The sequence below is a fragment of the Flavobacterium sp. genome (assembly GCF_965277525.1).
GTDB lineage: Bacteria > Bacteroidota > Bacteroidia > Flavobacteriales > Flavobacteriaceae > Flavobacterium.
Window position 1 is genome coordinate 431,635 of sequence record NZ_CBDIDC010000011.1, and the last position, 21,927, is coordinate 453,561.

The following is a 21,927-nucleotide window of genomic DNA, read 5'->3' on the forward strand; positions in this document are numbered from 1 at the left end:
TTATTTTTGAAATTTTTTAAAGATTATACAGGCATTTACATCCCCAAAACCAAAACTTGCTTTGGCAATTATATTTACATTGCTATTATTAATTGTTGTTAAAGGAACTCTGGACGTATCGATAAGTGCTGTAATTTCCGGATGGAGGTCTTCGCAATTCAGGTTACCAAATAAAAAACCTTCATGAAGTTGCAAAACCGTAGCTACACTTTCGATACTTCCGGCAGCACTTAAACAGTGTCCGGTCATACTTTTTAAAGAATTGATATACGGAAAATCAGCACCTTTTAGTCCTAAAGCTTCGGTCCAGTTTTCGATTTCGAGACCGTCTTTTGTGGTTGCGGTAAGATGTCCGTTTATAGCATCGATATCGTTCGCTGAAATTCCGGAGTTTTTTAGAGCAGTGGTGATGCACCGCTGTACAGCAGTACTATTAGGAGCTGTCATACTTCCGTTGCCACGTTGTCCGCCGGAGTTTACATGACCGCCTGCTATTTCGGCATAAATAGTCGCACCTCGTTCAAGGGCGGTATCCAGATCTTCTATGATCAATGCTCCGGCACCACTACCGGGTACAAATCCGGCCGCGGAGGCACTCATAGGTCGGGAACCCTGTTCGGGATTGTCATTATATTTAGAACTGCAAACCCGAATCGCATCAAAACCTGCCCAGATATAAGGACCGCTGTCACCGGTACTTCCGGCTAAAACACGTTTTGCCTGTCCGGATTGTATACGGTCATAGGCCATCATAATGGCTTCGGTACCTGTTGCGCAGGCAGAAGAGTTGGTGGTTACCTGATTTCCAAGTCCAAGTTTGCCACCAAGATAAGCACTAACACCGCTATTCATGGTTTGCGCTACTACGGTACTGCCTAATCTGCGAACTTGTAATTCGTCTATTTTATAAATGCTTTCGCGAAACTTATCGATTCCTGATGTTCCGGATCCAAAGATTGTCCCGCTGTCCCAATCCGGATTTTCATTATTTTCTATAGGTAATCCTGCATTTTCCCACGCTTCCATACCCGCAATCACGCCATACAAAATACCGGTGCTGTTAAATCCCCTGAGTTCAAGTTCCGTAAAATACTGAGATTTGAGTTCCTCTGAAATTTGAGGCTGGCCGGCTATCTGACATGAAAATTGCAATGCTTCTAATTGAGGATCATGACGGATTCCCGAAATACTATTTTTTAAGGAATGTGTAAATGCAGGAATTCCAACCCCATTTGGAGCTGCTACGCCAAGACCTGTTATGACCACTCGCTTACTCATAATTTTGTCGTAATCATACCGGCTAAAATGCCTTTACACACTTCTTGCCCGGCTTCATTTTTCATTACCACATCGCACTTCAGCTTACCAAATCTGAAAAATATTTTTTGGGATGTAACGGTTACTTTTTCGTTAGGATAAACGGCTTTTAAAAATTGCATGTCAGCTGAAGTAAAAGCTACTACAGTATCTTTATTAAACTTTTCCTTTAATAAATAAATACCAAGACAAACCATACCAATCTGCGCCATAGTTTCGGTTAAGATAACGCCTGGAGTAACTGGGTTATCTTTAAAATGACCTTTATAAAAATCAAGATCTTCTTTATAAGTATAAGTACCAGTAATCCCGTTTTCATCGACATGAAGTAATTCATCTACAAAGAGAAAGGGTTTACTGTAAGGTAATTGTGCTATAATATGTTTCAATTCCATAGTTTATTTTATATAATATTTACCATTGTAATAAAACGCGTTGCGCCGAAAATCCGGGACCAAAACTAAGCATTAATCCTTTTTCTCCTGGCTTTGGTTTTTCATCCATAATACTTTCCAGAACATACAAAACAGTAGCACTCGACATATTACCGTACTGTTTAAGTACTTCTTTAGTTGCATCGATGTTTTTGCCTAATCCTGAGAAAAGTGACTCGACCGTTGTTACTATTTTTTTTCCGCCGGGATGAAAAATCATGTGGTCGATATCTTTAATTTCTAAATTGTTTTTTTGCAGGAACGGGTGAATGATATCGGCAAAATGCGACGCAATAGTATCCGGAACTTCGATGTCTAAAACCATTTGCAAACCGGAATTAGTCAGTTTGAATCCCATCATATGTTCAGCATCATAAAAATGATACATTTCTTCGTTTACGATTTCCGGTCCGTAATCTTCTTCATAAGATGACAACAAACAACAGGCAGCTCCATCGCCAAAAATGGCGGCACTTACGATATTGGGCATCGAAAAATCATTCAGCTGAAAAGTTGCCGTTGGAGATTCTACTGCTATAACCGCAGCACGTTTTCCGGGATTGGCCTTAAGGAAATTTTTGGCGTATATGATTCCCGATATTCCGGCTGCACAACCCATTTCGGTTACGGGGAGTCGCACTATATCTTGTCTCAGTTTCATTTTATTGATGAGGTAGGCATCTAACGACGGGATCATAATTCCGGTACAACTTACCGTAATGATATAATCCAGTGTTTGGGGATCCCAACCTGCTTTGGCTAGTGCTTTCTCCAGTACTTTTTCGCCCAAAATAATGACTTCACGACTGTAAATATCATTTTTATCTTCAAAAGATGTCGCTGTAAAAACCTCGGACGGATCCATTATAGAGTAGCGTTTGTCTACAGCTGCGCCTTCAAAAATCTTTTTTACTTTTTTGATAAAACGCTCGTCCTGATCCTGCAGCCATCCGTCGAGTAATGGAAGGATGTCTGCCGTTGTACGCGAATATTGGGGTAGTTGCCTGGCAACACTTATAATTTTTACACTCATTTTTTAGCAATTATCCATTGGTAACGAAAAGCCCATTTCCAGTTTATGGTATAGTTTTTTAAATATAATTTTTTAGAGAAGTCCTCCAGTTCGTTTTTCTTAAATCCTCTTAAAATAGAGACAAGCCCATCTTCACGTGACATTTTGTTTAAATTAAAAACAGCACAAACCATTTCAAAAAGACGATAAGCTAATGTGCTTCGGTGCAAATCGTTAATGATAATCCCAATACCTGCATTGTTATTAAAGGTAGTCATTATATTTAATATTTGCTCGTTGGTAAAGTGATGTAAGGTGAGTGTACACAAAACAATATCATAGGTAACGGAATTAAATTCTTCACTAAAAATATCGATACAGAGATATTCAATATTGGGGAAGCCATTCGACAATGTTTTAGCGTAATTTATTGTAAAAGTATTGGCATCAATACCAATCAGTTTAAAATTAAGATTGTTTTTCAGGCCATATTGAGCCAGCATACGCAACATATCACCATTACCGCAGCCTATATCCGCAATTGTTATTGTTATAGTGGTGTCTGATTTTTGCAATAATGTTTTTATTCCGTGAAGGGTTAGTTTGTTGCCGCCTAATAACTGGTTGATGTGGGCAATTTTATCAAGGGCTTCCCGTAATTCATTCCCTTCCAGGGAGAAGTCATCCATTATTTCCGTTTCCTGTGTTCGGTATGTGGTATCTATAGTCATTTAGTTGATTGCTATTGGTTTGCCGTGCGTTTGTTTAATTATTCCGGGCAACAGCGCCGGCAATGCTACTGTTATAGACACCAGGGCATTCGTAATAGTTTTATTTCGTAATATTTTGGATAAAACCCTTCCCATAAATAAGCGTTGGCCAAAATGTTTCTTCCATTGTTGTGTATATTTTTTTTCTAATGCTTCTCTTGACTCTATGTTTCCTGCATAATAATCCAACACCAATTCTGATGCAATTTTTGCACTGTGTATTGCCATAGCCATTCCGTTACCACAAAGCGGATGAATAAGTCCCGCAGTATCACCAATCATTAAGATATGGTTTTCTACAGCTTGTTTTTTATCAAAAGAGATCTGACTGATGGTGAGTGGTTTATCAAAAAGAATCGTACTATTTTCTAATATAGATTTAAGATGTTTGTTTTTATAAAGGACATTACGCTGATAATCTTCAATGTTTTTATATTTTTTAAAGGTGGCATAATCAGCCAGATAGCAAATATTTATGATCTCGTTTTCTACTTTAGAAACACCGCAATAACCGCCTTTAAAGTTGTGCAATGCCACAGTATCATTGGCAAAATCACCTTGATAATGGGCCTTAACAGCCAGCCAAGGAGACTTTTTAGTAAAAAAATCACGAGATAATACCTGATCGATGTTCGAACGTTTTCCGAAAGCTCCCAACACTATTTTTGCTGATAAAGTTTGGCTTGCAGTTGTTATAGTAAAGAGATCATGGCTAAAAGAAACGTCTGTAGCTATTTCTTTAATGATGGTACAGCCGTTTGCTATTGCTTTTTGATATAAAAAATGATCCAGCTGGTATCTGCTAATGCCAAAACCACCCAGTGGAAGATTTGCAGATGCTGTTTTTCCTTTCGTTGTACTAAATTCAAATTTACTAATTAGGGCAGGATGTAATTTTAAAACATCTGCATCAAGCCATTTTAAGTAGGAAAGGATTTCATTTGAAACATATTCACCGCATACTTTATGACGCGGATAACCAGATTTTTCTATTAATGTGACCTGTAATCCTTTCCGGGACAGATGTAAAGCACCTGCCAGACCAGCAAGACCGCCGCCAATAATAATAACATCTGGATTTGTTTTCATACTAAGCAATTTAGCTATTATATCTGGAATATTATATACTTTATTTTTGTTAAAATTGCTTTTAATTCTTAATAGAAAATCTATTTCTAATTTCATTATTAGCTACAAAGATCAAAAAGGTATTAATTTTATAATTACACAATTTTCTTTTTTACTTATACAATTACTGCTTTAGAAGGTTTTAATTTTTAAGTAAAAAAAGCTTAAAAAAAAAGTCAGCATAAAAAAACGGGAAGTTCATTCTTCCCGTTTTTAAGGCTTTTACTATTTAGATTTAATTGAAAAGCAGAATCTGAGAACTCTTACAAAGTAGTACTCCAAGATAACCCGCTTATGTCTGTTAAAATAAGGGTATGATTTTTATAATCTTCTAAGTCGTTTAGTATCGGAATTCGAATTGTTGCTTTTGCTCCAAGCGGAATCACTAAGCTATGTGCACCTGGTTTTACTTTGGCGACATAACGATTGGAGATATTTCCGACAGGAAGTTGAGCCAGATCGCTTCCGTTTAAATGTAAAATTTTCACGCCCGCTTCATCTTCCAGTGTAATACCAATTAAAAAAGAACCGTAAACATCAACACCTTCTACACGAAAAACCTCAAAACTCAATTCGTTGTTTTCGATTGTAAAGTTGTTGATCTCAAGCTTCGGTTTTACAGATTTATTATGAAGCGTTCCAAAAACGCCGCCATGAAAATATTGATTGGTAAACAAAGTGAGTCCTACGATAAAAAAAACGACTACAAGAACAGGTCGTTTGTATGAGTTTAGGTGTAATTCTCCTGACCCCAGCAATCTAAACCATTTAGTTCGCGTAAAGGATGACTTTTTTTGTATAAAATAAGCATCCAGAGAAAGGTAATTGCTTCCGGTTAAGAACAAAGTAAATCCTGAAGCTAATCCTAAAATCCCAATTTGCCATTCGTCCAGGCAAGTAGTTCCAATCCAGCCGGAAGCCAATAAAATTCCCAGTGCTAATAAGAAAATTCCAATACTCATGAGTCGGGTAAACAGTCCAAGAATCATTGCCAAACCCACAATTCCTTCGATGATGGTAAAAACTACCATATTGATGTATAAAGCTTCCGGATGTGTAACTAAGTATTCGATTATGGGTTTTATTCCGAGCGCATTGGGTAAGAAATGATTGAATTTTTCTCCAATATAACCGGCTTCTTCAGGAATTAATTTGTTTTCCAGGATCAGTCGCCTCCAAAAGGCAGAAAAATACGTCCAGCCCACGACCATACGTAAGGCTAATGTAGCCATCGAAGCGGCGTCAAAATTTTTTTGATGTTGCATAATATTTTATAAAATTTGATAAATTGTTTTAAGCGAAGTATGAAACGATTCGCGGGGCAATTTTCAGATTTTTAAATACTATAAAAAGGGCTGGATAATGAATAGAACTTTTATCGAACTCGAAAGCAGGATGAATTTGAAAGGTGGTAAAAGCTATGTTTTTCTTTAGCTGAAAATTAAAAGATTGTAATTTCGGAAACACGGGTGTTTCGGGCGTGGAAAGGGATTTTTTAGAAAGATGATTTTTCTGAATCAGGTTCACAGTACATGATCCCTGAACCGGCAATTGCGTGAGGCTTTTTTGAGAAAGCTCTACAATGTCAATTCCTGCAAAATGCAGAACAGATTTTTTGACATGACAATTAGAAAAAGCATATATCAAAGCCAATACCAGCAAAAGCTGTTTGAGATATCTCGAAATAGTAGTGTGGCTTTTTAATTTCATTTCATAAAAATAGTATTAAAAAAAAACTTTTCCGGCTTTTTGCAAAAGGTTAACAATATAAATTGTAGAATCTAAAGTTTAGGCAATAAAAAAGAGAGTTCGAAATGGAATAGATCAAACAATTTTTTTGAAACTCATTTTTCATCTGCTAGCTAACAATCCTCTTAAATAGTAGGATTTGCTACCAGAATTATTCTTATATTTATTGTAGGATTAATTCACTAATTAAGTAAGGTTCTAATTGCACCCACATTTTGTTAAAAGCATTCGTTTAGGCCAGTGGTGATCCGTTATTTTCCGTTTGTACTGTGAGTTGCAGTAGTAACCTATTAATACCTTTGGATTTATGAAATTTTTAAAATCATCATTAGTTGCTTTCTTTTTTTTATGTTCTTTCTCGCAAAGTATTGCGCAGGACTTAAAGCCGGGATTTGATAAAGCAGAATACAGAGAACTTATTTATATAGCCACTCGATCTACAGAATCTCCGGAGAAAGCAAAATTGATTCCCCAGCCGGAGCATTCTAAATTGGTTTATAAAAGCAAATCGATGGGATTGGATAATCTGTGGGAGTTATGGTTAAAAGACGAAAATACCGCAGTATTGTGTACAAGGGGGACCACTGAAAAAAGCGAAAGCTGGCTGGCTAATCTCTATGCTGCAATGACTCCGGCCAAAGGCGCACTAAAAGTTTCTAATACCTATACGTTTCAATACGAATTATCTTCAAACAAACATGCAGCAGTTCATACGGGTTATTTGTTAAGTACTGCTTTTCTTTCTAAAGAAATGGTTCCAAAGATTGATTCCTGTTACAAAGCAGGGATTAAGAACTTCATTATTATGGGGCATAGTCAGGGTGGGGGAATAAGTTATTTGCTTACGGCGCATTTTTACAACCTGCAAAGCAAAGGAATTTTGCCTGCTGATATTCGTTTTAAAACGTATTGCAGCGCTGCCCCTAAACCGGGGAATTTATATTTTGCTTATGATTACGAAAATAAAACCCAGGGCGGTTGGGCCTATAATGTAGTAAGTGCTATAGATTGGGTTCCTCAAACTCCATTTTCAGTCGAAACAGCAGAGGATTTACCCGTAGTAAGTCCGCTGAAAATGGTGCAAGAAACCATAAAAAAAGAAAGCTTTTTTAAGAGAATGTTTCTAAACATGGTGTACGGCAAATTAACGAACCCATCAGTTAAGACCGTCAACACCTACCAAAAATTGTTGGGTAAAGAAATGGGCAAAAGAGTGCAAAAAGTCCTGCCCGAGTTTGTGCCGCCCCCATTTTACAATAGCAACAATTATGTGCGTACAGGCAATACAATTGTTCTTTATCCAAATCCTGATGATGAGAATTATTATAAAAAATTCCCTAATGATAGTGATGATTTAATGATTCACCATTCTTTCCCTCCGTATTTATATCTTCTGGATCAGCTTAAATGAGGTGTTTCATTTTAGTGTAATATCTTTTTTAATTCAAAAAACTGGATGCTGTAAATTTGCATTACTTTTCTTTGCTCAACTTAAGCTGTTTGGCAGATCTGGATAATTTGATGCTCTGGAGCAATCAACGTGTAAATTAGTTACTTTTAATCTATTCCTTTTTTAATTTTTCTTGTCAGTAAATTATAGGTAATAAGATGCAAATGACTATAAAAGCCATCATTTAGAGCAACCGATTGCCTTGTTGTCACTTCTAATTAATAAATTATCTCTTCCTTATAAATCCTCATTTACGTTGCCAATATCATAATACATGTCTCTTATTTTAGAAATATGAGCTTTTTCTATGCTTTATTTTATTTTTAAAATTATTTTAGTATTTCTGTTTGGATAAAAATCTCTGTTATTATATTTTTCATAGTGATTTAGGCTAATTGCCTAAAAATATCTATATGTTCGCACCTTAAATCTTATATTTTTAGAATATATTAAAATTTTAACCTTAAAAATAAATATGATGTATTTTTATTGCTATCTTTTTTAGTAATGTGTAAAAATATTTAACACAACCGATTGCGTTTTGTTTTAATTTATTTACTTTTGTTTCACTTGTGAAATTTTAGTAGGAGATAACTATTAAATAATGAAGCTCTTATTATTTTTTGAAACGAACTAAACCAAAGTATTAACCAATTAAATTAATTTTTATGATTAACTTTTTTATTATTAAAAAATCAAAACTCTTAACGTGTTTTGGGTTTTTAGGCCTGATGTTTTTGTTTTCCCAAAATGTCTCCGCTCAAAAAACAATAACAGGAATTGTTTCTGATAGTAATGGCCCGATCCCGGGAGCCAATGTGAGTATTAAAGGCACAAAAACAGGTGTCGTGACAGGTTTTGACGGAAATTATTCTATAACAAATGTCCCAGCCAATGGTATTTTAATCTTTAGTTTTTTAGGTTTAACGAATAAAGAAGTCGCTGTTCAGGGAAAAGATAAAATCAACGTTGTTCTTGAGGAAAATTTAAGTAACCTTCAGGAAGTGGTGGTAATAGGATATGGCGCACAACGTAAGGAAGCTGTTACCGGTTCTGTAGCTTCTATAACAGGAGATGATCTGCGGGAAATTCCGGGAGCCAATATTACACAGGCTTTACAAGGAAGAATTGCCGGGGTAGAAATGACACAGACTTCCTCAAAACCAGGAGCGGCCATGCAGATAAGAATTAGAGGTACGCGCTCGCTTAATGCCAGTAATGACCCGTTGGTAGTACTGGATGGTATTCCTTTTGCAGGATCAATAGGCGATATTAATCCAACAGATATTAAAAGTGTAGATATTCTTAAAGATGCTTCGGCTACTGCTATATACGGTTCCCGTGGTGCAAATGGTGTAATATTAGTTACAACAAATAAAGGAAAGAAAGGACAAAAGGCAAGATTTACATTTGATAATTACTACGGATTGAAAAGTGTTTTTGCCCGTTACCCAATGATGGATGGACCAGAATTTGTAAAACTTCGTACTGCAGCGGGAATTTATACCAATGGTATAGATGAATCTAATGATGTCAATACAGACTGGCAGGATTTATTTTACGGAACAGGAATGGTGACCAGCAATGATTTTGGAGTATCAGGAGGAACAGAGAATGGTTCTTACAACTTTGGTATCGGACATTATAAAGATGAGGCCGTGATTCCGGGACAGGATTATGAACGTATTTCATTGCGTGCTTCTGTAGATCAGGAAATAGGAAGATCTTTTCGTTTTGGCATTACCACAAACAATAATTATTCGATTACAAATGGTAGTAATTTATCAATGTATGGAGTCCTGAACAGTTCACCAATTGCCGATCCGTACAATCCGGATGGTTCCTTGAAAAGAATCATTCAGATGCCGCTGGACCAACAATGGGTATATACAAGAGAAAGTGTGGAGAATCTGGGAGATAAGTGGATCAACCAAACCAGAGCTTTTGGATCTTATAATAATATTTACGGAGAAGTAAAGATTCCCGGTGTAGAAGGCTTGAAATACCGCGCCAATATTGGACTTAATTTTCGTATGACGGATTCCGGAAGTTATACAGGAGAAGGAGTTTTCAGCGCAACGCCCACTACACCTTCGACAGCTAATATTGGACATTCTTTAACCACTAATTGGGTGATCGAAAATTTATTGACGTATGATCGCACTTTCTCAGAAAAACACAAAATAAATGTAGTAGGGCTTTATTCTGCTGAACAAACGTCTTTCAACAGTTCTTCTGTATCGGCCAGAAATATTCCTTCTGATGCTTTTCAATTCTATAATTTAGGAAACGCGACTGGTGAAATTACGATTAATCCAAACGATCAAAACTATTACAAAAGCGGTCTGATGTCCTGGATGGGCCGTGCGATGTATTCGTATGATAACCGCTACATGATAACCGCTACAATACGTTCTGATGCTTCTTCAAGATTAGCAGACGGACATAAATGGAATACCTATCCGGCAGTATCTGCGGGGTGGAACATTAAAAACGAGTCTTTTCTAAAAGAGGTTGGGTTTCTGGATGCCTTAAAGCTTCGCGTAGGATATGGAGAAACTTCCAACCAATCTATAAATCCTTATGCTACACTGGGGCGTTTAAGTACAAGACCTTATAATTTTGGTACAGAATACGCTGTGGGGTATTATGTGTCTGAATTGCCTAATCCGAATCTGGGATGGGAATATTCTTCAACATGGAACTACGGATTGGATTTCGCTATTCTAAAAAATCGCTTGTCTGCAACTGTTGAGTATTATGTAACGGATACAAAAGATATTTTATTGGGTGTGAGTTTACCGAGTACTTCGGGAGTAACTAGTTATACCGGGAATATTGGGCAGTCTCAAAATAAGGGTATTGAATTTTCTCTAAACGGTACAATAGTAGACAATGCTGGTGGCTGGACCTGGGAAGCAGGAGTTAATTTCTATTCGAATAAAAACAAATTGGTTGCCTTGGCTTCAGGACAGGATAGAGACGAAAGTAACTGGTGGTTTGTAGGGAAACCAATTAATGTCATATATGATTATGAAAAAGTTGGGCTTTGGCAACAAGGAGATGCCAACTTAACGAAATACGAACCAGGAGGAAATCCGGGTATGATTAGAGTAAAATACACGGGAGATTTTAATGCGGATGGTTCGCCAACAAGACAGATAGGACCGGAAGACAGACAAGTGATGAAAGTAGACCCGGATTTTCAGGGCGGATTTAATACGCGTGTAGCCTACAAAGGATTTGACCTGACAGCAGTTGGAGCTTTTCAAAGTGGCGGTATTTTGATCAGTACACTTTATTCTTCATCGGGTTACTTAAACATGTTGAGTGGCCGTCGTGGAAACGTTGATGTAGATTACTGGACTCCTGAAAATACAGATGCCAAATATCCAAAACCAGGAGGGATTGCCAGTGGTGATAATCCTAAATACGGTTCTACTTTAGGCTATTTTGATGCCTCCTATTTAAAAATCCGTACCATTTCATTGGGCTATAATTTCAAAAGCAAATTTCTGGAAGATACAGGATTGCAAAAGTTCCGTCTTTATTTTACAGTACAAAATCCGTTTGTTATGTTCTCGCCTTACCATAAAGAATCCGGAATGGATCCGGAAACCAATTCGTATGGTGATGAAAATGCAGCGGTAACCACTGCTTATCAAAAACGTTTACTGACTTTAGGAACCAATACACCGGCAACTCGTAATTTCCTGATTGGTTTTAATTTAACATTTTAAAAAAGAAAAAAATGAAACGTATACAAATAAGAACTTTTATAGCAACAGCTTTTATGATGTTGTTCTTAGGATCGTGCAATGAAATTTTAGACGAACAACCAAGAAGTATTTACGAACCCGGATTTTTTAAAACAGAAAAAGGGGTGTACGGAGGATTGACATCCATGTATGCTCACTTGCGATATATCTACGGACCTGCCTACTACTACAATACTTTGGTAACCGGCACCGATGAAGCCACATACGCACAAAGTGCAGACAATAATTTTAAAGACATGGATTTATCCGGAGTGGGTTCTGTCACATCTACAAGCAGTCGTACAGATGGTTTATGGACTTCGGCATTTCCTAATATTAATACCGCAAGTGGTATTATAGAAAATGCAGCAGCAGTAGGAACGATATCAGGCGCCCTGATTGCTGAGGCGAGATTTTTTCGTGCTTTAGATTATTTTCTGTTAGTGCAGACTTTTGGCGGAGTTCCTTTGGATTTGGGCGCAGGAGAATTAAAATTCAATACAAATCCCGTAAGAACATCGACACGTAATACCGTTACGGAGGTTTATACCAAAGCGATATTTCCGGATTTATTAACCGCAATAAATGATCTTCCGTCAATAGGAAGGGTAAAGGGAGGAGTTACAAAAACAGTAGCAAGATTATATTTATCCAAAGCATATCTAACCTATGCATGGTGGCTTCAGAACCCTAATAATGTGCCTACTTATCCGGAAACAACCCGAACAGATCCTGACGGACATGATGCGCAATGGTATTTTCAAAAAGCTTATGATATAGCAACAGAAGGTATTGATAATCCCGGACCGTTTAATTTACAAAACACCTATTACGATGTTAATTTAGGTCAGAACGATCGAAATAACGAAATACTATTATACGCAGACCATACTGAATCGAGCGAGTTTTATAATGCGAGCAGTCTTACGTATTCTAATGGTGCTGCACCGGAAAACTTTGCCGGATGGATGATGACCTGGAATTATACGAATATTAGAAGTACAGGAGTAAGTTCTGTTCAGCGCGAAGCTTCACAGCCTTTGGGACGTCCGTGGGTACGTATGTGTCCAACAATTGGTGTGATCAAAAATACTTTTGCTGATAAAACAAACGACTCCCGTTACGATGGTACTTTCACGACCGTGTATCGCGGAAACTGGAATAAAGCAGGAAATACGTCTCCGACTCTTATAAATGCGAATGGCTTACCGGTGAGCCCGGGAGGAGCGGTTTTAACTTTTCTGAATGATGACAATTCAGGAGTTGTCTATACAACATCAACCGGAAATATTGGCGCAGGATTGCTGGCAGGAAGATCTGATTTTGTTATTAATCCAAGTGGAATTAGCAGAATCGTGTATCCGGGACTTTGGAAACTGGGGGTTTATCGCACGGATAGCGGAACGGGATTGGGACAACCCAATGCGGCGAGTACACGCCCTTTTAATATTGCCAAGTTTTCTGAACTTTACTTTATTGCAGCGGAAGCGGCTGTAAAAGGAGCAGCTCCAAAAGGCGGAAAAAGTGCCAGGGAATTAATTAATGTGATCCGTGCCCGTGCCGGAAAATGGAGATGGGACAATAACGGAAACACGGCAAAAGTAGCAGATAACAGTGCAGTTTTGACAGCAGCAACTCCGGCAATTATCGATATTAATTATATTCTGGCTGAGCGTTCCCGTGAATATTATGCTGAAGGATATCGCTGGTTCGATCTGATTCGTACTCAAAAATGGGAAGAATTGGCGGGTTCATATCAAATTTGCGGAAATAATTACGGCGATCATACTCCAGTAACAGTGACCAGAACGATAGACAAACACCATTATTTACGTCCGATTCCCCAAGGTCAGCTGGACGGAATGGTGATGAGTGCTTCAGAAAAAGCAACTTATCAAAATCCGGGTTATTAATACTTTACATTAAGTTTTAACCTTTTATTATTTTGATAGTATTGATTACAATATTTTTTATAGTTGGTTATCGTTAGTTTTTGCTAAAAGCCGGAAGTTTATTCTTTCGGCTTTTTTAGTTTTAAATTGGCAATAAATAAGAACATCATAAGTTATTAAAATCTCCATTTATTAAAAGTCAGTTTGTGTAGCTAAAATCTATTTTGGCAAATCCGAAAAATGGTTCTAACTTAGTTCCAAACCAGCTTTAGAGAAATGTTAATTACGGTCAAAGTAAATAGCACCATATACAATAACCATAAAAAAATACGATCTATGATTATCGAAATTTTAGATAAAAGTAAAAAAAGTATCAAACTAGATCGTATCGAAGATCTGCCTGAATACATCCCGTTCATCAATAGTATACAACTTATTGATTATACAAAGGAAGACATCACAGCTCTTGAAAAGCTTTTTGATATTGATACCACGATATTAAACAATAGTGATGATATCGAAATAAGTTCACACTATCTGGAAAAAGCAAGTCAATTGGCATTTAATTTTTCATTTCCCTACTTAACTCCTCAGAATAAAATTGAAGAAATAATTGTTTCTTTTATTTTAAAAGAGGATATCGTGTTTTCATTTATGGATGTCAATTTTGAGAATTTTATACCCGAAAGTAAAAGGCAGGAACATTTTGACAAAATAAAGAGTCTGCCTTTTAGCCTGAATACCTTTCTTTTAATGATGATTGGGATTATTCCTGATTATTATGCGGACTTAACAGAAATTATTGCAAAGAATATTAAAACAATTTTCTTAAACTTACAGAAACAGAATCACTTTTCGGAGCACGGATTAAATGAAATAACAGCACTGAAATTCAATAATTTAATTGTCAAGGAATCTCTTAATGAATTTAGGCGCATTATGCATTTGCTTCGAAAAAGCGATAAACTGACGCTCGAAATTAAAGATGAAATTTTACTGGAAATAAGTGATTTAGGGGTAATAAATGAATATGTTCAAAATAATTTTGAACGTTTAAATGATCTTAAAGATTATGTTTCGACTAAAATTGACCTGGAGCAAAACCGAATCTTTAAGACACTGACCATTATAACCATGTGTATTTCGTTACCCATGTTGGTTGCGGGAATTTATGGTATGAATTTTAAGAATATGCCTGAACTGGATTGGAAGTACGGCTATATTTACGCAATAGTATTGATCCTTATTTGTTTTATTGCCCCTTTGATCTGGTTTAAACGGAAAAAATGGCTGAATTAATTTCTTTTTTAATTGAGTTATAAAAAGAATCCCATTTCGATTGAAATGAGATTTTCTTGTCGACATTTTTAGTGGTGAAATTTCCGGTATGCTTTTCAGGCGTATCTCCCAAAGTTCTTAATATATCTGAATATATTTAGGAACTAGCGTTTTCATCACAGCCCAGGCAATAAGATAGGCAACGGCACAAATAACGAACATGATCGTATATCCGGTTTGAACATGTCCTAAAGTTTCATAATAATCGAAAAGCGCCCCACCTAATTTTGAAACTAAAACACCACCGATTCCTCCGGCCATTCCTCCAATTCCAATCACGGAACCAATTGCTTTTTTGGGAAACATATCAGATACTGTGGTGAATATATTAGCAGACCAGGCCTGATGTGCAGATGCACCAACACCAATAAGCAAAACAGGAATCCAGTAACTAATATATCCAAGAGGCTGCGCCAGTAAAACCACTAAAGGAAATAACGCAATAATCAACATTGCTTTCATTCTGCCTTCATAAGCATTGTAACCTTTGTTGATGAAGTACATGGGGAAATATCCGCCATAAATACTTCCTACCATTGTCATGGTATATAATACTGAAAGAGGAAAAGCAATATCCGTTTTTACAAGTCCAAATTGGGCTTCTAAATATTTGGGCAGCCAGAATAAAAAGAACCACCAGATACCATCTGTCAAGAATTTACCAATGATAAAAGCCCATGTTTGTTTGTATTTTAAAAGTTTGATCCACGAAATTTTTTCTTTTGGAGCAGTGTTTTCCACTTCTTTTTCTACAGCTTCATTTTCAAGAATATAATTTAATTCGGATGCCGATAATCTTTTTTGCTTTTCGGGTTTCTCATATAAAATATACCAAAAAAACATCCAGATAAAACCAATGGCACCAATGATGATAAAGGCAGTTTCCCAACCCCAATTCACGGCAATCCACGGAACCGTTAACGGTGCTAATATCGCTCCAACATTAGAGCCTGAATTAAAAATTCCTGTCGCTAATGAACGTTCTTTCTTTGGAAAATATTCAGCAACCGCTTTAATGGCAGCGGGAAAATTTCCTGATTCACCAACAGCTAAAAATGATCGTGAAATCATAAAACCTAAAATAGAAACAGGCACGGCTGCAATTCCTGCCCAAATCAAAATATTGTTTACCGAAGTTCCAATTGGGATGGCATAAGCGTGCATAATGGCGCCAATTGACCATAATGCAATAGCTAAAATGTAGCCAATTTTCGTTCCCATTTTATCAATTAGCCTTCCTGCAAAAAGCATGGAGATGGCATATATAAATTGAAATACAGCCGTAATATTAGCGTAATCAGTATTGTTCCAGTGGAATTCTTCTGAAAGACTTGGAGCCAGCAAACTCAATACCTGCCTGTCAAGATAGTTTACCGTGGTGGCAAAAAAGAGCAGACCGCAAATGGTCCAGCGGTATTTTCCAATAACTTCGTTTTTATTGTACATTATGGTTTTTTGGTTATTATAGTTTACTAATTATTTTTTTTATAAAGTGTTATGGATTGTTTATGGTGCAACTGTAAAATCTTTTTGCAATACATCGTAGCTGTTTCCGCCAACCATCAGTGTGAATTTGCCTGGTTCGACAGTTTGTATGTTGTTTATATTCCAAAAAGCTAATTTTGAAACAGGAAGTTTAAACGCTACTTTTTTAGATTCTCCCGGTTTTAGATTAATTCTCCTGAAATCTTTCAATTCTTTTATTGGTCTTGCAATCGAACCTACTAAATCTGAAGTGTACAATTGAACAACTTCATTCGCTTGGAATTTTCCTGTATTTTTTAAATCTACTGTTACAGTTAAAATATCTGATTTTGATAAGACGTCTGTAGATAGACTTAAATTTGAATATTCGAATGTGGTGTATGATAATCCATATCCAAAATCAAATAAATTATCAAAGGCTGCGTCAAGATAATAGGATGTTGTACCTAAAGAAGATTGTTTCGCTTCAAGCGGAATGTCGTTTAATAAAATCTCGGTTTTTTTAGCTGGTCTTCCAATTTTATCATGATTATAATATACTGGAATCTGTCCGGCATATTTAGGGAATGTAATAGGAAGTTTTCCACTCGGAACAGCTTTTCCAAATAAAATATCGGCCACGGCAGGACCGCCCATAGTTCCGGGATGCCAGAGATATAATACCGCATCAGAAAGTGCAGTTTCTTTTTCTATAGTCAAAGCTCTTCCTGCCATTATCATGGTAACAACTGGTTTTCGTGTTTTGCTCAGTTCTTCAAGTAATTGAGATTGCGCTCCTTTTAAATTTATCTCAGCCAAAGAATGTGCTTCTCCTGATAAAATAGCTTCTTCACCAAGAAAAAGCAGAACAACATCAGCTTGTTTGGCAACTTCTATTGCTTTAGAAAAATTAGTTTTATTGTTGTCTCTGCTAAAGGCAAGGCCTTGTTCGTAAATAAACTTCACATCTTTTCCGTATTGCTTTTGCAAAGCTTTTAGAGGTGTTTGCGTCATTCCTTTTTCTCCGTCAAAAGCCCAGGTTCCCATTTGGTCATGCGATGCATCGGCCATTGGACCAATAATCGCAATGGTTTTAATTGTATTTTTGAGAGGTAATAGGTTGTTTTTATTCTTTAATAAAACAAAAGATTCTTCTGCAGCTTTTTTGGCCGCTTGAAGATGATTTTCTGAATATATAGATGATTTCACTTTTAGGTTCACGTATGGATTTTCGAACAAACCCAGTCTATATTTTAATCGAAGTATATTTCGAACGGCATCATCAATTGTTTTTTGCTCTACTTTACCTTCCGCAATCAGAGCTTCCATATTTTGAAGGTAAGTGCCTGAAGCCATTTCCATATCTACTCCGGCATTTGCTGCTTTCATGGCGGCATCTTTATTGTCTTCGCTAAAGCCAATTCGAACCATATCTCGGATCGAATTGTAATCTGTAACGACAACGCCATCAAATCCCCATTCTTTTCGTAAAACAGTTCGCAGTAAAAACTCATTTCCGCTGGCTGGTATTCCGTCATTGGCATTAAAAGAGGTCATTAATGTGGCACAACCAGCCTCTCTGATTGCTTTTTCGAAAGGAGGCAGATAAAAATTTCTTAATTGTCTCTGGGTGATATTGGTTAAATTATAATCACGTCCGCCTTCAGCTGCTCCATAAGCAATAAAGTGTTTAGCACACGCAGCAATAGAGGCGGGGTTCGATAAATCTTTTCCCTGAAAACCTTTAACCATTGCCACCGCCATAATTTCAGACAAATAAGTGTCCTCGCCAAAACTCTCCGCAATTCTTCCCCAACGGGAATCTCTTGCAATATCCATCATAGGAGCGAACGTCCAACGGATTCCTTTTTCATAAGCTTCTCTGGCTGCTATTTGAGAACCAATTTCTACAATTTCAGGATCAAATGAAGCTGCTTGTCCTAACGGAATGGGAAATATGGTTTTAAAGCCATGAATAACATCTCTTGCAATCACAAGCGGAATTCCTAATGTGGATTCCTCTTTTGCTATTTTCTGCAATTGATTGACCAGTTCCGGATTTTCGGCATTTAAGATAGAACCAACTTCTCCGTTTCGAATCTGCTGATACAATTTCTCCGAAGGCATGCGTCCATTAAGCTGGTTCATCTGACCGATTTTTTCCTTCAGCGTCATTTTTGCCAGCAAAGCTTCTACTTTATCTTCTATCTTTTTATCCTGCGCAAAACAGGTTGTAAATTGAAAACAGCTCAGAAGTATGAAGAATAAAGAGAGATAAGAATATTTCATATTTTTAAATTTAAACCAATTCCACCCTGAACAATTATGCAAAAGTCCAAGGCGGAATAACCACATTTATAAACTTCTTTTAATTCCTAGTTCTAAACCTCGCAATTCAGCCAAACCTCTTAAGCGGCCAATTCCGGAATATCCCGGGTTTGTTTTTTTCTTTAAATCATCAAGCATTTGGTGCCCGTGATCGGGGCGCATTGGCAGTTTGGTACCGTTTCTTTTTTCTACTTTAATGATTTCTTTTACCACTTCGTACATGTCAACATCGCCCTCAAGATGATTGGCTTCGTAAAAATTACCCTGCTCGTCACGCTGTGTGCTTCTTAGGTGAATAAAGTTCATTTTATCTCCATGACGTCTTACAATTCCGGCCAGATCATTATCAGCTCTGACACCGTAAGAACCTGTGCACATGGTAAATCCGTTTGATTTAGAATCGTACGCTCTCATCAATTCGATAAGATCATTTTCTGTGCTCACCACTCTTGGTAATCCTAAAATAGGATAAGGCGGATCGTCAGGATGAATGGCCATCAAAACATGATTGCTTTCGGCAACGGGAATAATTTCTTTTAGGAAAAAGAATAAATGCTCTTTTAATTTAGCACTGTCAATTCCATCATAAGCAGCCAATGTAATCAGGAAGTCTTCAATAGAATACGCTTCTTCAGCACCGGGAAGTCCGGCCAGAATGTTTTGTTGTAATTTGATTTTGTCTTCTTTTGATGCATTTTCGAAGTAAGTTGTAGCCGCTTTAATCTGCGCTTCTGAGTATGATTTTTCAGCATTTGGGCGTTTTAAAATAAACAATTCAAAGGCTGCAAATTCAGTCATATCAAAACGAAGTGCTTTCGATCCGTCTGGTATTTCATAAGACAAATCAGTTCTTGACCAGTCTAAGACAGGCATAAAATTATAACAAACACAGTGAATCCCGCATTGGGCAAGATTTTTAATGCTTTGTTTGTAATTTTCAATGTATTGAAGATAATTTCCTGTCTGTTTTTTGATGTCTTCGTGAACGGGAATACTTTCAACAACCCTCCATTTTAAACCTGTCAAACCGTTATCCGGATTGCCATCTTTGTATTTTACAAGATCAATTCTTTTTTGAATTTCTTCTACTTCCCAAACCTGACCGTTTGGTATATGGTGTAAAGCTGTCACAACTCCTGTTGCGCCTGATTGTGCTATATCTGATAAAGAAACGGGATCGTTTGGCCCGAACCATCTTAGTGTTTGTTCCATTTTATTTTAAATTTTATTATTACTGTTTTTTGATAATGTGTTTTTTTTTTAACGCATAGAGACATAGATTTGGCAACTTAGAAAAGGCGTTTCACTTGTTTAAATGAACATAGCTATGTGTTAAAATCCAGATTTTTCAGATCATCTCTTTTTAGAATATAGTCTATGTTTCTATGTGTTTAAGTAATAGCTAACAATGCGTTACGATTATATACTTGTTGCGCCAAAACCTCCATCTACTTTTATAATGGTGCCTGTTACGAATTTGGACATGTCGCTGCACAGGAATAGTAAAACACCGTCTAAATCTTCAGGAACGCCAAAACGTTTCATTGGAGTCTGATCGATGATTTTATTTCCTCTTGGAGTAAGTTCTCCTTCGGGCGTCAACAATAAAGCCCGGTTTTGTTCTCCGATAAAAAATCCCGGAGCAATGGCATTTACACGAATTCCTTCTCCATATTTTGAAGCCAGTTCTACAGACATCCACTTAGTGAAATTATCTATAGCTGCTTTTGAAGCAGAATAACCCACCACTCTGGTTAACGGACGTTCTGCTGATGCCGAAGAAATATTGATGATAATACCGCTGTTTTGTTTGGCAAAAAGCTCCGAAAATACTTTTGAAGGAAGCATTGTTCCGATCACATTCAAATCCATAACCTTTTGTAAATCGCCTAGTTTTAAATCGTAAAAAGCCTGATCCGGGCCAATGGTTGCTCCGGGCATATTTCCGCCAGCAGCATTTATTAAGATATCCAGACGACCGTATTTCTCCACAATTAAATCACGGATTTCTTCCAGCTCCTGCTGATTTAAAACATTTCCTTTTACGGCAAACGCTTTAACACCTTTAGCCTCTAATCTGCCTACCGCTGCCTGAGCTTCTTCGTGACTAAGCCCGACAATTCCTGTAATTACGCCTTCTTTGCCTAATACTTCGGCCATATTACTGCCTAAAACCCCTGCACCTCCGGTTATAAGGGCAATTTTTCCTTCTAAATTAAATACTGAATTCATTTTTATTTTATATTGGTTTGTTATTTATTCTCTAGTTTAGATTCATTATCTAATGACTCTTCCGCCTGTAGCACCATTCATTAAGGCCTTTATATCATTGGCTGTAGCCAAATTAATATCGCCGGCAATAGAATGTTTAAGACAAGAATTTGCCAATGCATATTCGACCGTTTTTTTAGAATTGTCCGGCCAGTTCATTAGTCCATATATAAGTCCGGCCATAAAAGCATCGCCAGTTCCAATGCGATCGATAATGTGTGATATTTTATATTCTTTAGCTTTATGTAATTTTGAATTTCTCCATAAAACAGCTCCAATTGTATTAGAAGATGCGTTGGCATCATATCGAAGTGTTGTGGCAATAATTTTTAATCTTGGGAATTTTTCCTGCCATTTTTTATAAGCGATTTCAAAAGATTCGCCTTCCATTGTATGTATTCCCAAACAATTTTCAGAGTCATCGACACCGCCCAGAAGCACATCGCAATACTGGATGAGGTTTGGCATTACTTCATTGGCTTTTTTGCCATAATTCCATAAGGTTGGCCTAAAATTTAAATCAGCTGAAATGGTCAGTCCCATTTGAGAGGCGACGATTAAAGCTTCTTCGCAAACGTCGGCCAGATTTTGTGAAAGGGAAGGAGTGATACCCGACCAATGAAACCAATCGGCATCTTTAAAAATAGATTTCCAGTCGATCATTCCTTTTTTTAAGGTTGAGAAAGAAGAATGAGATCGGTCATAAATTACTTTTCCAGGTCGTTCAGAAGCGCCCGGTTCAAAATAATAAATACCAATTCGATCTCCTTGTTTGGTAATATTGGTTCGCATTCCATACGAAAGCATTTCACCTTCTGCAGCTGCTCCAAGTTCATTTTGGGGAAGTGCAGTTATCATATTCACATCACAGCCCATTAAAGCGAGCGATGCTCCAACATTTGCTTCGGCACCGCCATAGTGTGCTTCAAATGTTCTTGATTTAAAAATTTTTGACTGATTTGGAGGAGAAAGCCGAAGCATTATCTCTCCAAAACACACGATTTTGTTTGACATAA

At 37.1% G+C, this 21,927-nt stretch carries 16 protein-coding genes; 4 read left to right on the forward strand and 12 right to left on the reverse strand.

Annotated features, from left to right (window positions below; translation table 11 throughout):
* The 7 genes from ACQY44_RS22540 to ACQY44_RS22570 all read right to left on the reverse strand — a co-directional run bounded on the left by ACQY44_RS22540 (window position 1) and on the right by ACQY44_RS22570 (window position 6,371).
* Complete coding sequence (locus ACQY44_RS22540) at window positions 1-1,278, reverse strand: beta-ketoacyl-[acyl-carrier-protein] synthase family protein (protein WP_428232523.1); 1,278 nt, start codon at window positions 1,276-1,278, stop codon at window positions 1-3.
* A complete protein-coding gene (locus ACQY44_RS22545) occupies window positions 1,275-1,712 on the reverse strand; it encodes a 3-hydroxyacyl-ACP dehydratase FabZ family protein (RefSeq protein ID WP_428232524.1) in 438 nt (145 codons plus the stop codon). The genes ACQY44_RS22540 and ACQY44_RS22545 overlap by 4 nt, the downstream gene beginning before the upstream one ends.
* A gap of 19 nt (window positions 1,713-1,731) precedes the next feature.
* Window positions 1,732-2,784 (reverse strand): type III polyketide synthase, encoded by a 1,053-nt coding sequence (locus ACQY44_RS22550; protein ID WP_428232525.1) that lies wholly within the window; start codon window positions 2,782-2,784, stop codon window positions 1,732-1,734.
* Window positions 2,781-3,494 (reverse strand): methyltransferase domain-containing protein, encoded by a 714-nt coding sequence (locus tag ACQY44_RS22555; RefSeq protein ID WP_428232526.1) that lies wholly within the window; start codon window positions 3,492-3,494, stop codon window positions 2,781-2,783. The genes ACQY44_RS22550 and ACQY44_RS22555 overlap by 4 nt, the downstream gene beginning before the upstream one ends.
* On the reverse strand, window positions 3,495-4,622 hold the full coding sequence (locus ACQY44_RS22560; protein ID WP_428232527.1) for an NAD(P)/FAD-dependent oxidoreductase: 1,128 nt from the start codon (window positions 4,620-4,622) through the stop codon (window positions 3,495-3,497).
* 302 nt (window positions 4,623-4,924) lie between these two features.
* Window positions 4,925-5,926 carry a TQO small subunit DoxD gene (locus ACQY44_RS22565; RefSeq protein ID WP_428232528.1) on the reverse strand — a complete coding sequence of 334 codons (1,002 nt, stop codon included), beginning with the start codon at window positions 5,924-5,926 and terminating at the stop codon, window positions 4,925-4,927.
* 28 nt (window positions 5,927-5,954) lie between these two features.
* Window positions 5,955-6,371: a hypothetical protein gene (locus ACQY44_RS22570; RefSeq protein WP_428232529.1), complete on the reverse strand. Its 417-nt coding sequence runs from the start codon at window positions 6,369-6,371 to the stop codon at window positions 5,955-5,957.
* Between the two features lie 346 nt (window positions 6,372-6,717).
* On the opposite strand from ACQY44_RS22570, the gene ACQY44_RS22575 reads away from it, so the two are divergent.
* From ACQY44_RS22575 to ACQY44_RS22590, 4 genes are all read left to right on the forward strand, one after another.
* Complete coding sequence (locus ACQY44_RS22575; RefSeq protein WP_428232530.1) at window positions 6,718-7,821, forward strand: lipase family protein; 1,104 nt, start codon at window positions 6,718-6,720, stop codon at window positions 7,819-7,821.
* A 707-nt stretch (window positions 7,822-8,528) separates the two neighbouring features.
* Window positions 8,529-11,600, forward strand: a complete 3,072-nt coding sequence (locus ACQY44_RS22580; protein WP_428232531.1) for a SusC/RagA family TonB-linked outer membrane protein — start codon at window positions 8,529-8,531, stop codon at window positions 11,598-11,600.
* A gap of 11 nt (window positions 11,601-11,611) precedes the next feature.
* Window positions 11,612-13,531: a RagB/SusD family nutrient uptake outer membrane protein gene (locus ACQY44_RS22585; protein ID WP_428232532.1), complete on the forward strand. Its 1,920-nt coding sequence runs from the start codon at window positions 11,612-11,614 to the stop codon at window positions 13,529-13,531.
* A gap of 315 nt (window positions 13,532-13,846) precedes the next feature.
* Complete coding sequence (locus tag ACQY44_RS22590) at window positions 13,847-14,809, forward strand: CorA family divalent cation transporter (RefSeq protein WP_428232533.1); 963 nt, start codon at window positions 13,847-13,849, stop codon at window positions 14,807-14,809.
* A gap of 117 nt (window positions 14,810-14,926) precedes the next feature.
* On the opposite strand, the gene ACQY44_RS22595 is transcribed toward ACQY44_RS22590, so the two are convergent.
* The 5 genes from ACQY44_RS22595 to ACQY44_RS22615 all read right to left on the reverse strand — a co-directional run bounded on the left by ACQY44_RS22595 (window position 14,927) and on the right by ACQY44_RS22615 (window position 21,925).
* Window positions 14,927-16,294: an MFS transporter gene (locus tag ACQY44_RS22595; RefSeq protein WP_428232534.1), complete on the reverse strand. Its 1,368-nt coding sequence runs from the start codon at window positions 16,292-16,294 to the stop codon at window positions 14,927-14,929.
* Window positions 16,295-16,354: 60 nt separating this feature from the next.
* On the reverse strand, window positions 16,355-18,601 hold the full coding sequence (gene bglX, locus ACQY44_RS22600) for a beta-glucosidase BglX (protein WP_428232535.1): 2,247 nt from the start codon (window positions 18,599-18,601) through the stop codon (window positions 16,355-16,357).
* A 66-nt stretch (window positions 18,602-18,667) separates the two neighbouring features.
* Window positions 18,668-19,852: a mannonate dehydratase gene (gene uxuA / locus ACQY44_RS22605; RefSeq protein ID WP_428232536.1), complete on the reverse strand. Its 1,185-nt coding sequence runs from the start codon at window positions 19,850-19,852 to the stop codon at window positions 18,668-18,670.
* Window positions 19,853-20,059: 207 nt separating this feature from the next.
* The gene (locus tag ACQY44_RS22610) at window positions 20,060-20,872 is read right to left on the reverse strand and encodes an SDR family oxidoreductase (RefSeq protein WP_428232537.1); all 813 of its coding nucleotides are present in this window, start codon (window positions 20,870-20,872) and stop codon (window positions 20,060-20,062) included.
* A gap of 45 nt (window positions 20,873-20,917) precedes the next feature.
* Complete coding sequence (locus tag ACQY44_RS22615) at window positions 20,918-21,925, reverse strand: PfkB family carbohydrate kinase (protein ID WP_428232538.1); 1,008 nt, start codon at window positions 21,923-21,925, stop codon at window positions 20,918-20,920.
* Window positions 21,926-21,927 lie beyond the last annotated feature (2 nt).

Coding starts and splice junctions, on each gene's coding strand:
- ACQY44_RS22540 (WP_428232523.1), bottom strand. CDS start 1,278: ATGAGTAAGCGAGTGGTCATAACAGGTCTTGGCGTAGCAGCTCCAAAT.
- ACQY44_RS22545 (WP_428232524.1), bottom strand. CDS start 1,712: ATGGAATTGAAACATATTATAGCACAATTACCTTACAGTAAACCCTTT.
- ACQY44_RS22550 (WP_428232525.1), bottom strand. CDS start 2,784: ATGAGTGTAAAAATTATAAGTGTTGCCAGGCAACTACCCCAATATTCG.
- ACQY44_RS22555 (WP_428232526.1), bottom strand. CDS start 3,494: ATGACTATAGATACCACATACCGAACACAGGAAACGGAAATAATGGAT.
- ACQY44_RS22560 (WP_428232527.1), bottom strand. CDS start 4,622: ATGAAAACAAATCCAGATGTTATTATTATTGGCGGCGGTCTTGCTGGT.
- ACQY44_RS22565 (WP_428232528.1), bottom strand. CDS start 5,926: ATGCAACATCAAAAAAATTTTGACGCCGCTTCGATGGCTACATTAGCC.
- ACQY44_RS22570 (WP_428232529.1), bottom strand. CDS start 6,371: ATGAAATTAAAAAGCCACACTACTATTTCGAGATATCTCAAACAGCTT.
- ACQY44_RS22575 (WP_428232530.1), top strand. CDS start 6,718: ATGAAATTTTTAAAATCATCATTAGTTGCTTTCTTTTTTTTATGTTCT.
- ACQY44_RS22580 (WP_428232531.1), top strand. CDS start 8,529: ATGATTAACTTTTTTATTATTAAAAAATCAAAACTCTTAACGTGTTTT.
- ACQY44_RS22585 (WP_428232532.1), top strand. CDS start 11,612: ATGAAACGTATACAAATAAGAACTTTTATAGCAACAGCTTTTATGATG.
- ACQY44_RS22590 (WP_428232533.1), top strand. CDS start 13,847: ATGATTATCGAAATTTTAGATAAAAGTAAAAAAAGTATCAAACTAGAT.
- ACQY44_RS22595 (WP_428232534.1), bottom strand. CDS start 16,294: ATGTACAATAAAAACGAAGTTATTGGAAAATACCGCTGGACCATTTGC.
- bglX (WP_428232535.1), bottom strand. CDS start 18,601: ATGAAATATTCTTATCTCTCTTTATTCTTCATACTTCTGAGCTGTTTT.
- uxuA (WP_428232536.1), bottom strand. CDS start 19,852: ATGGAACAAACACTAAGATGGTTCGGGCCAAACGATCCCGTTTCTTTA.
- ACQY44_RS22610 (WP_428232537.1), bottom strand. CDS start 20,872: ATGAATTCAGTATTTAATTTAGAAGGAAAAATTGCCCTTATAACCGGA.
- ACQY44_RS22615 (WP_428232538.1), bottom strand. CDS start 21,925: ATGTCAAACAAAATCGTGTGTTTTGGAGAGATAATGCTTCGGCTTTCT.